General features: G+C 69.4%; 8 protein-coding genes. 5 read left to right on the top strand and 3 right to left on the bottom strand.

What is annotated here, in order from left to right:
* Window positions 1-66: 66 nt before the first annotated feature.
* The 3 genes from ACWEBX_RS01570 to metH all read right to left on the bottom strand — a co-directional run bounded on the left by ACWEBX_RS01570 (window position 67) and on the right by metH (window position 6,502).
* Window positions 67-1,668 (bottom strand): ABC transporter substrate-binding protein, encoded by a 1,602-nt coding sequence (locus ACWEBX_RS01570; RefSeq protein WP_451882892.1) that lies wholly within the window; start codon window positions 1,666-1,668, stop codon window positions 67-69.
* A 465-nt stretch (window positions 1,669-2,133) separates the two neighbouring features.
* Window positions 2,134-2,835, bottom strand: a complete 702-nt coding sequence (locus ACWEBX_RS01565) for an HAD family hydrolase (RefSeq protein ID WP_451882891.1) — start codon at window positions 2,833-2,835, stop codon at window positions 2,134-2,136.
* Between the two features lie 139 nt (window positions 2,836-2,974).
* On the bottom strand, window positions 2,975-6,502 hold the full coding sequence (gene metH / locus ACWEBX_RS01560) for a methionine synthase (protein ID WP_451882890.1): 3,528 nt from the start codon (window positions 6,500-6,502) through the stop codon (window positions 2,975-2,977).
* A 267-nt stretch (window positions 6,503-6,769) separates the two neighbouring features.
* Here metH and ACWEBX_RS01555 point away from each other — a divergent pair, with 267 nt between their 5' ends.
* The 5 genes from ACWEBX_RS01555 (at window position 6,770) to ACWEBX_RS01535 (ending at window position 13,564) form a co-directional block, all read left to right on the top strand.
* Window positions 6,770-7,534 carry an IclR family transcriptional regulator gene (locus tag ACWEBX_RS01555; RefSeq protein WP_451882889.1) on the top strand — a complete coding sequence of 255 codons (765 nt, stop codon included), beginning with the start codon at window positions 6,770-6,772 and terminating at the stop codon, window positions 7,532-7,534.
* 463 nt (window positions 7,535-7,997) lie between these two features.
* Window positions 7,998-8,786, top strand: coding sequence for an MIP/aquaporin family protein (locus tag ACWEBX_RS01550; protein WP_451882888.1), 789 nt, complete (start codon window positions 7,998-8,000; stop codon window positions 8,784-8,786).
* 145 nt (window positions 8,787-8,931) lie between these two features.
* Window positions 8,932-10,470 carry a glycerol kinase GlpK gene (gene glpK, locus ACWEBX_RS01545; protein ID WP_451882887.1) on the top strand — a complete coding sequence of 513 codons (1,539 nt, stop codon included), beginning with the start codon at window positions 8,932-8,934 and terminating at the stop codon, window positions 10,468-10,470.
* Window positions 10,471-10,489: 19 nt separating this feature from the next.
* The gene (locus tag ACWEBX_RS01540) at window positions 10,490-12,106 is read left to right on the top strand and encodes an FAD-dependent oxidoreductase (RefSeq protein ID WP_451882886.1); all 1,617 of its coding nucleotides are present in this window, start codon (window positions 10,490-10,492) and stop codon (window positions 12,104-12,106) included.
* A 294-nt stretch (window positions 12,107-12,400) separates the two neighbouring features.
* A complete protein-coding gene (locus tag ACWEBX_RS01535; protein ID WP_451882885.1) occupies window positions 12,401-13,564 on the top strand; it encodes a PAC2 family protein in 1,164 nt (387 codons plus the stop codon).
* Window positions 13,565-13,618: the final 54 nt, after the last annotated feature.

The following is a 13,618-nucleotide window of genomic DNA, read 5'->3' as shown; positions in this document are numbered from 1 at the left end:
AAGACCCGGGACCGTCGGGTCCCGGGTCGGGCCCGGGGCGTGGTGGCCCCGGGTCGGTTGGTGCTGTTACTCGCTGACGCCGCGGCCGAGCTCCCAGAGCTGCAGCGTGGAGGAGGAGTTGAGTGCCCACTCCGAGCCCGTGATGTCGTCACGCGCGGCGATGTACTGCTTGCCCTGCCAGAGCGGGATCAGCGGGACGTCGTTGGCGACGATGTCCTGCATGGTCGTGAGCGCCTTGGAGGAGGTGCGGTCCTCCTCGCGCCGGGAGGCGGGGATGAGGTTCTTGATGATCTCGGGGTTCGAGTAGGGCGACTTGAGGAAGTTGTCCTTGTCGAGGAACGGCGCCAGGTAGTTGTCGGCGTCGGGGAAGTCGGGGAACCAGCCCATGCCCCAGACGTCGTACTTGCCGGCGCGCTCGGCCGGGACGAACTTGTCCCAGGTCGTGCCCTGGATGCTGACGTCGAAGAGGCCGCTCTTGTTGAGCTGCGCCTTCAGGACCTCGAACTCCTTCTCGGTGGCCGAACCGTAGTGGTCGGTCGTGTAGTGAAGGGTGACCTTGACCGGGGTGGTGATGCCGGCCTTGGTGAGCAGCCCCTGGGCCCTGCTGACGCTCGGGTCGCCGTACTTGTTGATGAACGCGTTGGAGTGGCCCGCGATGGTCGCCGGGACCATCGAGTAGAGCGGCTCGGCCTGCGATCCGTAGACCTTGGAGACGAGTTCGCCGCGGTTGATGATCTGCGCCATGGCCTGGCGGACGGCCGTCGACTTCACCGAGGCGGAGTTCGTGTTGAAGGCGAGGTAGCGGATTTCCAGACCGGGCATCTCGTTCAGGTTGACGTTGCTGCCCGAAGCGTTGTCCAGCTTGGTGATCTGGTCCGGCGTCATGGAGCGCGTCATCAGGTCGATGTCGCCCTTTTCGAGGGCGGTGCCCATCTCGCCGGCGTCCGTAAAGGAGCGCAGCTCGACCTTGGAGTTCTTGACCTTCAACTGCCCCTTGTAGTGGGAGTTCTTCGTGAAGACGGCCTTGACGACGGTGTCGTCCTTGACCTCGGTCTCCACGGTGTAGGGGCCGGAACCGTCGACCGAGAAGCCGTCGCGCAGCTTGTTCTTCTCGTAGTCGTTCGGGTTCACGATGCCGGCGACCGGGGTCGACAGCTTGAACGGGAAGGTCGCGTCGGCGCTGTTGAGGTGGAAGATCACCTCGCGGTCGCCGCGGGTCTCGACGGTGTCGATGGTCGAGAGCAGGGCGAAGACGCCCGAGTCGGCCTTGATGGCCCTGGCGCGGTCGATCGAGAACTTGACGTCCTTAGCGGTGATCGCGTCACCGTTGGAGAACTCCAGGCCCTCGCGCAGCGTGCACGAGTAGCGCTCGTTGCCGCTGTCGGTGAATCCGCACTTCTCGGCGGCCTCGGGCTGCGGGTCACCGTCACCACGCGGCTGCACCATCAGCGTCTGCACGGTCTGACGGAGCACGTTCCAGGTGCCGACGTCGTAGGCGTACGCCGGGTCGAAGGGAGCCGGGGCATCCTTCGACGCGGTGAACTGGTCCGTGGTACCGACAACGATGGCATCCCCGCTGTCGCCCCCGCTGGCGGACCCGCCGCACGCGGCGAGCACTGGGGCGAGCAGGCCGATCACGGCCGGCAGCACCAAAGTCTTGCGGTTCATGCTCGTGTTTCTCCAGAGCTGTAGGTTCCGCTAACCGGCATGCAGGGGTGGCGCGGCTCGGTCACGGGGATACGGCGATGTTCTCGCGATGACATTAGTCCGCACCACAAGGTCGGCCGGCTTATGTCGGAGCGGCCTTCCGCTCACGCTGCGAAACCGGGCGCGGACGCACCGATAACCCGACACGGGAAGAATTAGTGCAGCCTTCCATCAATCGGGACACAAGGGCACACCGAAGCTTCACGAATGGGCGGGGCGGGCACAAGTCGGTCCCGCTGTCGACCCTCCGTCACGTGGTGAACGTCACACCGCAAAATTGATTGAAGCGTACCGGAATTCATCGATCCGCCCCGTTATGCATTCCGGCAGTCCCTCGCCCGCGCTTACCACATGGAACGGCCGCGGCTTTCCCCCGCAGGCGGACCCGCACGCTGAGTGAAGGCTTGATCGACTTTCGGTGACCGGTCAGTTGGCTTTTGTCATCAGACGGTGCAGAAAGGGCAGGTCGACCTCTTCGAGGGAATTCACGACCGTGCGTCGGGCGGCCGGGGCGATGGGCGCGACCGAGGGCACGGCGACCACCTGGCAGCCCGCGGCCTCGGCGGAGGCGACACCGGTCGAGGTGTCTTCGATGACGGCGCAGCGGGCCGGTTCGGCGCCGAGCCGGGCGGCCGCGAGGAGGTAGGGGTCGGGGAACGGCTTGGTCCGCTCGACCTCGTCGCCCGCGACGGTCAGGGCGAAGAAGTGGGAGCCGATCGTGCCCAGGACACGGTCGATGATCCGCCGGTGCGAGGCGGAGACGAGCGCGGTGGGGATCTCGTGCGCGGCGAGTTCGGCGAGGAGTCTGGCGGCGCCCGGCATCAGCGGCAGCGAGTGGCCGATGCGCTCCTCGAAACCGTCGTTGAGCAGCACGGACAGTTCGGGGAGCGTGATGTCGGCGCCGGTGGCCTCGATGAGGAATCCGGCGCTGCGGGTCATCGGCCCGCCGACCACCACATGGCGCCAGGAGTCGTCCAGCGCGTGCCCGAGGGCCGCGAAGACCGCGACCTCCACGTCCCACCAGAAGCCCTCGGTGTCCACGAGGGTTCCGTCCATGTCGAGGAGTACGGCCTGAAGGGCTGAGCCTTCGGCCGTACGGGTTCCGAGCGCGGGGACCGTACTGGTCATCCTGGCGCACCTCCTTGAGGGACGATCAGGCCGGTCGCTCCCTGTACGTCAGGGGACAACCGGCCTGCGATGGACCGACCAGTGTACGACTTATCCGATCAGTGTGCGTCGTGGCGCGGGCCCCGGCGCGTCGGCGCCGTCACCGTGCGTTGAAGTACTTGGCCTCCGGGTGGTGGATGACGATCGCGTCGGTCGACTGCTCGGGGTGGAGCTGGAACTCCTCGGAGAGGTGGACGCCGATGCGCTCCGGTTCCAGGAGCTGCGCGATCTTGGCGCGGTCCTCCAGGTCGGGGCAGGCGCCGTAGCCGAGGGAGAAGCGGGCACCGCGGTACTTGAGGGCGAACATGTCGTCGATCGCGGCGGGGTCCTCCCCGGCGAAGCCCAGCTCGGAGCGGACGCGGGCGTGCCAGTACTCGGCGAGGGCTTCGGCGAGCTGGACGGACAGGCCGTGCAGTTCGAGGTAGTCGCGGTAGGCGTTGGCCTCGAAGAGCTTGGCGGTCTCCTCGCCGATGCGGGAGCCGACGGTGACGACCTGGAGTCCGACGACGTCGGTCTCGCCCGATTCCTCGGGGCGGAAGAAGTCGGCGAGGCACAGCCGGCGGCCGCGGCTCTGGCGGGGGAAGGTGAAGCGGGTCCGCTCGTTGCCCTGCTCGTCGAGGATGATCAGGTCGTCGTCCTTGGAGACGCACGGGAAGTAGCCGTAGACCACGGCGGCCTCCAGCAGGTTGTCCCGCTGGAGCCGGTCCAGCAGACCGCGCAGCCGCGGCCGGCCCTCGGTCTCGACGAGTTCCTCGTAGGTGGGGCCGTCGCCGGCGCGGGCCTGCTTGAGGCCCCACTGGCCCTTGAAGAGAGCGCCCTCGTCCAGCCAGGAGGCGTACTCCTTGAGCTGGATGCCCTTGATCACGCGGGTGCCGGTGAAGGGGGCCTCGGGGACGGGGTTGTCGGTGGAGACGTCGGAGCGGACGTGGCCCTCCTGCGGGCGCTCCTCGACCTGCGCCGCCGTGGTCGCGCGGACCCGGCGCTGCTTGAGCTCGGGCAGTACCGCGCCGGGCACTCCGCGCTTGACGCCGATGAGGGCGTCCATGAGGCGCAGGCCCTCGAAGGCGTCGCGGGCGTAGCGGACCTCGCCCTGGTAGATCTCGTGAAGGTCCTGTTCGACGTAGGCCCTGGTCAGGGCGGCACCGCCGAGGATGACGGGGTAGTCGGCGGACATGCCCCGCTGGTTGAGCTCCTCCAGGTTCTCCTTCATGATCACCGTCGACTTGACCAGGAGTCCCGACATGCCGATGACGTCGGCCTTGTGTTCCTCGGCGGCGTCCAGGATCGCGGAGACCGGCTGCTTGATGCCGAGGTTGACGACGTTGTAGCCGTTGTTGGACAGGATGATGTCGACGAGGTTCTTGCCGATGTCGTGGACGTCGCCGCGCACGGTGGCCAGCACGATGGTGCCCTTGCCCTCGGCGTCCGACTTCTCCATGTGGGGTTCGAGGTAGGCGACGGCCCCCTTCATGACCTCGGCGGACTGGAGGACGAAGGGGAGCTGCATCTGGCCGGAGCCGAACAGTTCGCCGACGACCTTCATGCCGTCGAGCAGGGTCTCGTTCACGATGTCCAGGGCCGGGCGGTCCTGGAGGGCGTCGGCGAGGTCGGCCTCCAGGCCGTTCTTCTCGCCGTCGATGATCCGCCGCTTGAGGCGCTCCTCCAGGGGGAGCGCGGCCAGTTCCTCGGCCTTGCCCGCCTTGAGGGACTTGGTGGTGGCTCCCTCGAAGAGGGCCATGAGCTTCTGCAGCGGGTCGTAGCCCTCGGCGCGCCGGTCGTGGATGAGGTCGAGGGCGGTGGTGACCTCCTCCTCGCTGAAGCGGGCGATCGGCAGGATCTTGGAGGCGTGCACGATCGCCGAGTCCAGGCCCGCCTTGACGCATTCGTCGAGGAAGACCGAGTTGAGCAGGATGCGGGCGGCCGGGTTGAGGCCGAAGGAGATGTTGGACAGGCCGAGCGTGGTCTGGACGTCGGGGCGGCGGCGCTTGAGCTCGCGGATCGCCTCGATCGTGGCGATGCCGTCCTTGCGGGACTCCTCCTGGCCGGTACAGATGGTGAAGGTCAGGGTGTCGATGAGGATGTCGGACTCGTGGATGCCCCAGTTACCGGTGAGGTCCTCGATGAGCCGTTCCGCGATGGCGACCTTGGTCTCCACCGTACGGGCCTGGCCCTCCTCGTCGATGGTGAGCGCGATGAGCGCGGCGCCGTGCTCACGCGCGAGGCCGGTGACCTTCGCGAACCGGGACTCGGGGCCGTCGCCGTCCTCGTAGTTGACGGAGTTGAGGACCGCGCGTCCGCCGAGGCGCTCCAGTCCCGCGCGCAGGACCTCGACCTCGGTGGAGTCGAGGACGATCGGCAGGGTGGAGGCGGTGGCGAAGCGGCCGGCGAGCTCGTCCATGTCGGCGACACCGTCGCGGCCGACGTAGTCGACGCACAGGTCGAGCATGTGGGCGCCCTCACGGATCTGGTCGCGGGCCATCTCCACGCAGTCGTCCCAGCGGGCTTCCAGCATGGCCTCGCGGAACTTCTTCGAGCCGTTGGCGTTGGTGCGCTCGCCGATCGCCATGTAGGCGGTGTCCTGGCGGAACGGGACCGTCTGGTAGAGGGAGGCGGCGCCGGGCTCGGGCCGCGGGCTGCGCTCGGCGGGGGTGAGGCCGTTCACCCGCTCGACCACCTGTCGCAGGTGCTCCGGGGTCGTGCCGCAGCAGCCGCCGATCAGGGAGAGGCCGTAGTCCCGTACGAAGTTCTCCTGGGCGTCGGCGAGTCCCTCGGCGTCGAGCGGGAAGTGGGCGCCGTCCTTCGTCAGGACCGGCAGGCCCGCGTTCGGCATGCACAGCAGGGGGATGCGGGAGTGCCGGGTGAGATAGCGCAGGTGCTCGCTCATCTCGGCGGGGCCGGTCGAGCAGTTCAGGCCGATCATGTCGATGCCGAGGGGTTCCAGCGCGGTCAGCGCGGCGCCGATCTCGGAGCCGAGCAGCATGGTGCCGGTGGTCTCGAAGGCCATCGAGACCAGCAGGGGCACCCGGACGCCGGTGGCCTCCATGGCGCGGTGCGCGCCGAGGACGGAGGACTTCGTCTGGAGCAGGTCCTGGGTGGTCTCGACGATCAGGGCGTCGGCGCCGCCGGCGAGCAGGCCCTCGGCGTTGGCCTGGAAGCCGTCGCGCAGGGTGCCGTAGGAGACGTGGCCGAGAGTCGGCAGCTTGGTGCCGGGGCCGATCGAGCCCAGCACCCAGCGCTGGCGGCCGTCGCGGGCGCCGAACGCGTCGGCGACCTCGCGGGCGATCCTGGCGCCGGCCTCGGAGAGTTCGTTCACGCGGTCCGCGATGTCGTACTCGGCCATCGCGGAGTGGTTCGCACCGAAGGTGTTCGTCTCGACGCAGTCGACGCCGACCTCGAAGTACGCCTCGTGGACGGAGCGCACGATGTCGGGGCGGGTGACGTTGAGGATCTCGTTGCAGCCTTCGAGGTCCTCGAAGTCCTCGAGCGTCGGGTCCTGCTCCTGAAGCATCGTGCCCATCGCGCCGTCGGCCACCACGACACGGGTGGCGAGCGCTTCTCGGAGTGCGTCGGTTCGCTCCCGGCCTTCGGAAGGACCGGACGAAAGGGACGGGTTCGGCAACGAGGCCATGAAGGTGCTCCCTGGAGTGCGACGGCTGTCGGCTTTGCGCTTCCCATGGAAGGCGCACGCCGTCAGGGTAGCCCGGAGCACCGAGGATCAGGCGTGGGCGTCCACGAGGCGGACGGGCGTGGCGTGGGTGACGGCGGTGTGGAGAGGGACGGAACGCGGGACGACCACCCATTGGCGGGAGCTCGGCGACGACCGGTAGTGTTCGACATTGCCGAACGGCAGCGGGAAGTCGCGCCGACGGTCGAAGGGGACGGAGGCAGCACGGCGATGGCACGGAACATCCAGTCGCTCGAACGGGCAGCGGCGATGCTGCGGCTGCTCGCGGGCGGCGAGCGGCAGCTCGGCCTGTCGGACATCGCCTCCTCGCTCGGCCTGGCCAAGGGTACGGCCCACGGCATCCTGCGCACCCTCCAGCAGGAGGGGTTCGTCGAGCAGGACACCGCCTCCGGGCGCTATCAGCTCGGCGCCGAACTGCTGCGGCTGGGCACCACCTATCTCGACGTGCACGAACTGCGCGCACGCGCCCTGGTGTGGACCGACGACCTGGCGCGCTCCAGCGGCGAGAGCGTCTATCTGGGCGTGCTGCACCAGCAGGGCGTCCTGATCGTGCACCACGTCTTCCGGCCCGACGACAGCCGGCAGGTCCTGGAGGTGGGGGCGATGCAGCCGCTGCACTCCACGGCCCTGGGCAAGGTGCTGTCCGCGTACGACCCGGTGGCGCACAGCGAGGTCCTGGAGGTCGAGCGCAAGCCGTTCACCCCGCGGACGATCAGCGAACTGGACGACTTCGAGGGCGTCCTCGACGTGACCCGCGCGCGGGGGTACGCGGAGGACGTCGAGGAGACGTGGACGGGTGTCGCCTCGGTCGCCGCCCCGATCCACAACCGGCGGCGCATGCCGGTCGGCGCGGTGGGCATCACCGGAGCCGTGGAGCGGGTGTGCAAGGACGGGGAGCTGCGTCCGGAGCTGATCGCCGCGGTACGCGACTGCGCCCGCGCGGTGTCGCGCGACCTGGGCGCGGGTCGGTTCTGACACGAACGGCGTTCGCGGGGCCGTACCGGCGCGTACTGCGGGCGCCGGGCGGTTCGGGCGGGCCCAGCCATGGCCGGCGGCCCTGACGCGTACACCGTTCGACGGTGTTTTTCACATACCTCGGTCCCGGTTTCGTACGGGACGAGGTCCGGTGTTCGCGGGTGTCGAGGCCGGGAAGCGGAATGCTTCCCGGCCTCCTTCGTATGCCCTCTGACGAGCGGCGACGCACTGATAGCACACAGCAATCAATAACGATCCCGCTTTCGATAACCGAACCCTTGACGAGTCGGCGAAGCGAGAGCAAGACTCCCGTCCATCGGTCGGCATTGTCGAACACCTACCGGCAATAGACGCTAAGGTGTGGCCATGCCAGGGCCGATATCGCTCTCACTCCCCGAGAGCACGAACCACCGGTGGGACCCGGGGTTCGGCTTCCCCTGGACGAAGGACAAAGGAGTCGCGGGTGTCCAGCTCCGACATCTTCATCGGCGAGACCATCGGTACCGCCGTTCTCATCCTGCTCGGCGGTGGCGTGTGCGCCGCCGTCACACTGAAGGCCTCCAAGGCGCGAGCCGCCGGATGGCTGGCCATCGCCTTCGGGTGGGGCTTCGCGGTCATGACCGCGGTCTACATCTCGGCGCCGCTCTCGGGCGCGCACCTCAACCCGGCCGTGACCCTCGCCCTCGCGATCAAGGACGACGACTACAGCAACCTCGCCACCTACTGGGGCGGGCAGCTTCTCGGCGCCATGATCGGTGCCGCGCTGGTCTGGGTCGCCTACTACGGCCAGTTCCTCGCGCACCTCACCGACAGCGAGATCGTCGGCGGCTCCGGCAAGCCGGCCGTGAAGGCCGTCGAGGCCGAGGAGGAGGCCGCGGGACCGGTGCTCGGCGTCTTCTCCACCGGCCCCGAGATCCGCAACGCCGTGCAGAACCTCGCCACCGAGATCATCGGCACCGTGGTCCTGATCCTCGCGATCCTCACGCAGGGACTGAACAACAACGGCGACGGCCTGGGCGTCCTCGGCGCCCTGATCACCTCCTTCGTGGTGGTGGGCATCGGCCTCTCCCTCGGTGGCCCCACCGGCTACGCGATCAACCCGGCCCGTGACCTCGGTCCGCGCATCGTGCACGCCCTGCTCCCCCTGCCCAACAAGGGTGGTTCCGACTGGAGCTACGCCTGGATCCCGGTCGTCGGCCCGCTCATCGGCGGCGCGATCGCGGCAGGCATATACAACGTCGCCTTCGCCTAGGAGCCCCGCTCCAGCACGCTTGGAAGCCGCGTCCCATGCACCATGAGCCCCACAGCACCGGTCCCATGCACCATGAGCCGCACAGCACCGCTTTGAAGCACCGCGCCGTATACAGCCCCTCTCCCACGGACACCAGGAGCACACCGTGACCGACGCACACACCGCCGGCCCCTTCATCGCCGCCATCGACCAGGGCACCACCTCGTCGCGCTGCATCGTCTTCGACCGCGACGGACGCATCGTCTCCGTCGACCAGAAGGAGCACGAGCAGATCTTCCCGAAGCCGGGCTGGGTCGAGCACGACGCCGCCGAGATCTGGACCAACGTCCAGGAGGTCGTCGCCGGGGCCATCTCCAAGGCCGGCATCACCCGTGACGACATCAAGGCCATCGGCATCACCAACCAGCGTGAGACCACGCTGCTGTGGGACAAGAACACCGGTGAGCCCGTCCACAACGCGCTCGTCTGGCAGGACACCCGCACCGACGCCCTGTGCCGGGACCTCGGCCGCAACGTCGGCCAGGACCGCTTCCGCCGCGAGACGGGCCTGCCCCTCGCGTCGTACTTCGCGGGACCCAAGGCGCGCTGGCTGCTCGACAACGTCGAGGGCCTGCGGGAGCGCGCCGAGGCCGGGGACATCCTCTTCGGCACCATGGACACCTGGGTCATCTGGAACCTGACCGGCGGTGTCGACGGCGGCAAGCACGTCACCGACGTCACCAACGCCTCCCGCACCATGCTGATGAACCTGCACACCCTGGCGTGGGACGAGAAGATCGCCGAGTCGATCGGCGTGCCGCTGGCCATGCTGCCCGAGATCCGCTCCTCCGCCGAGGTGTACGGCGAGGTCACCGGCGGTCCGCTCGGCGACCTGCTCGGCGGCATCCCGGTCGCCTCCGCGCTCGGCGACCAGCAGGCGGCCCTGTTCGGCCAGACCTGTTTCTCCGAGGGCGAGGCCAAGTCCACCTACGGCACCGGCACGTTCATGCTGATGAACACCGGTGACAAGATCATCAACTCGTACTCGGGCCTGCTGACCACGGTCGGCTACCGGATCGGCGACCAGAAGCCGGTCTACGCCCTCGAAGGCTCCATCGCCGTCACCGGCTCGCTCGTCCAGTGGATGCGCGACCAGATGGGCCTGATCAAGTCCGCCGCCGAGATCGAGACGCTCGCGTCCTCGGTCGAGGACAACGGCGGCGCGTACTTCGTGCCGGCCTTCTCCGGCCTGTTCGCCCCGTACTGGCGTCCCGACGCCCGCGGTGTGATCACCGGCCTGACCCGGTACGTCACCAAGGCGCACATCGCGCGCGCCGTCCTGGAGGCCACCGCCTGGCAGACCCGTGAGATCAGCGACGCCATGACCAAGGACTCCGGCGTCGAGCTCACGGCGCTCAAGGTCGACGGCGGCATGACCTCCAACAACCTGCTGATGCAGACCCTGGCCGACGTCCTGGACGCCCCCGTGGTGCGCCCGATGGTCGCCGAGACCACCTGCCTCGGCGCCGCCTACGCCGCCGGTCTGGCCGTCGGCTTCTGGACCAACACCGAGGACCTGCGCGCCAACTGGCGCCGGGCCGCGGAATGGACCCCCAACATGGAAGCGGACGTCCGCGACCGTGAGTACAAGAGCTGGCTCAAGGCCGTCGAGCGGACCATGGGCTGGATCGAAGACGAGAACTGACGAGGAGTAAGAACCCGCAATGACCAGCCAGTCCACCCTGCAGTCCGTGCCTGCCCTCGGTACGCACCCGGCCTCCGGCTCCAACCCGAGCCGCGCCGAGACCCGGGAGCAGCTCTCCAAGGCGACGTACGACCTCCTCGTCATCGGCGGCGGCATCCTGGGCATCTCCACCGCCTGGCACGCCGCGCAGTCCGGTCTGCGGGTGGCGCTGGTCGACGCCGGCGACTTCGCCGGCGCGACCTCCTCCGCCTCTTCCAAGCTTCTCCACGGCGGTCTGCGCTACTTGCAGACCGGCGCGGTGAAGCTGGTGGCGGAGAACCACTTCGAGCGCCGTGCGGTCTCCCGCCAGGTGGCACCCCACCTGGCGAATCCGCTCACGTTCTACCTCCCCGTGTACAAGGGCGGGCCGCACGGCGCGGCGAAGCTCGGAGCGGGCGTCTTCGCCTACTCCGCCCTGTCGGCGTTCGGTGACGGCGTGGGACACCTGCTCAGCCCCTCCAAGGCGGCGCAGGACGTGCCCGAACTTCGCACCGACAACCTCAAGGCCGTGGCCGTGTACGGCGACGACCAGATGAACGACTCCCGCATGGCCCTCATGACGGTCCGCGCGGCCGTCGAGTCGGGGGCCGCGGTCCTGAACCACGCCGAGGTCACGGGCCTGCGCTTCACCCGGGGCCGGGTGACGGGCGCCGAGCTGCGGGACCGGCTGTCCGGCGACGAGTTCGGCGTGAACGCCCGGCTCGTGCTGAACGCGACCGGCCCGTGGGTCGACCACCTGCGCAAGCTGGAGGACCCGAACGCGGCTCCGTCGATCCGTCTGTCCAAGGGCGCGCACCTGGTCCTGAAGCGCACCTCCCCGTGGAAGGCGGCGCTGGCCACCCCGATCGACAAGTACCGCATCACCTTCGCCCTCCCCTGGGAGGACATGCTGCTGCTCGGCACCACCGACGAGGAGTACGAGGGCGACCCGGCGGACGTCTCGGTCAACGAGAAGGACACGGCCCAGATACTCGACGAGGCCGCGTTCTCCATCCGCGACCAGCAGCTCTCGCGCGACCTGATCACATACTCCTTCGCCGGTCTGCGGGTGCTGCCGGGCGGCCCCGGAGACACGTCGAAGGCCAAGCGCGAGACGGTCGTCACGGAGGGCCGCGGCGGCATGCTGTCCGTCGCGGGCGGCAAGTGGACCACCTTCCGGCACATCGGCCGTACGGTCATGAAGAAGCTGGAGTCGCTGCCCGGCCACCCGCTGGGCGAGGACTTCGAGCCGATGTCCACGCTGCCGAAGAAGCTGCCGCTGCCCGGTGTCGCCAACCCGCGCGCGGTCGCCCACCGCCTGCTGGTGGACGGACCGGCGCCCGGTCCGCGCATGGCCGCCGACACGGCCCGGCATCTGGCCACCCACTACGGCTCGCTGGCCTTCGACATCGCCCGGCTGGCGAACGAGAACCCGGCGCTCGGCGAGCGCGTCCACCCGGACGCCCCGGAGATCTGGGCGCAGGTCGTCTACGCCCGGGACAACGAGTGGGCCGAGACGGTGGACGACGTACTGCGCCGCCGTACGACGCTGACGATCCGGGGTCTCGCCACGGACGAGGTCCGCGGCAAGGTGCAGGACCTGCTCGACGGCAAGTAGGCGTCCGGCGGACGGGTGAGGGGCGGCTCCCACGGGGGGTGCCGCCCCTCACCCCTGTGCGGGGCGCCGCGTGCTCCGAGGCCGCTTCCCCCGCGGCAACGCTCGTGGCCGGCAGGCGAGTTGGCGGGGGCCGGCCGGGACGGGGGCGCGGGGCGGGGTGGCGGGCTCGCGTGTTTCCGGGCCTTCGACGGGGCAGTGATCCGTTCACTCCCCCGTGCAAGGGGGCTGCGGAGGTCCCCTCGGCACGCCGTAAGGTTGAGGCGTACGCGAGGGCAGATCGGAAGGAGGCGCTGGGTGATCGAGCTGGAGGGGGTTCCCGAGCTGATCGACCCAGTCATGGTGGCCGCGTTCGAGGGCTGGAACGACGCCGGCGACGCCGCCTCCGCCGCGGTCGCGCACCTGGACAGGGAATGGAAGGGCGAGGTGTTCGCGGCGCTGGACGCCGAGGACTACTACGACTTCCAGGTGAACCGCCCCACCGTGTTCCTGGACGGTGGCGTACGCAAGATCACCTGGCCGACCACGCGTCTGTCGGTGGTCCGGATCGGCGGCGAGAAGCCGCGTGACCTGGTGCTGGTCCGGGGCATCGAGCCGTCGATGCGCTGGCGCTCGTTCTGCAACGAACTGCTCGGCTTCGCGCACGAACTGGGCGTGGAGCTGGTGGTGATCCTGGGCGCGCTGCTCGGCGACACCCCGCACACCCGTCCGGTGCCGGTCAGCGGTGTCACCTCGGACTCCGACCTGGCCCGCACGATGGACCTGGAGGAGACCAAGTACGAGGGCCCCACGGGCATCGTCGGCATCCTCCAGGAGGCGTGCACGCACGCGGGCGTACCCGCCGTGTCCCTGTGGGCGGCCGTACCGCACTACGTGTCGCAGCCGCCCAACCCGAAGGCGACGCTGGCGCTGCTCAACCGCCTGGAGGACCTCATCGATCTGCGCATTCCGCTGGGCGAGCTGCCCGAGGACGCGCGGGCCTGGCAGCTCGGCGTCGACCAGCTCGCCGCCGAGGACAGTGAGGTCGCCGAGTACGTGCAGACGCTGGAGGAGGCCCGGGACACCGCCGAGCTGCCGGAGGCGTCCGGTGAGGCGATCGCCCGCGAGTTCGAGCGTTATCTGCGCCGCAGGGACGGCGGCGGACCGACGGCGGGGTCCCCGGGCCACGCCACGGAGAGCGGCGAGCCGGCCTCGTACCTGCGTGACACCCCCGGCGGCCGCGGCCGGCCGACGATGCCCCAGCGCCCGGAGTCGGACGCCGGGCAGGACACCGGGGCCGGGGAACCGCGCAAGGCGACGGACCAGGGCGAGAGCGCCGGCACGGACGCCCAGGACCGTGCACCGGGTTCGGAGGACTCCTCGGGCCCTTCGGACCCGCCCGGCGCGCCGGGACCTGGATCCGGATCCAGGTCCGGTGACACGCCGGACACCTCGGACGGGACGGAGTCCTCGGAGGACTGAACTCCCGGCCGCGCCACGGGATCGAGGCCAGGAGAGTCGCCGTACAGGCCGGTG

The organism is Streptomyces sp. NPDC005070 (assembly GCF_053600395.1).
This window is presented reverse-complemented; position numbering and strand designations above follow the sequence as displayed.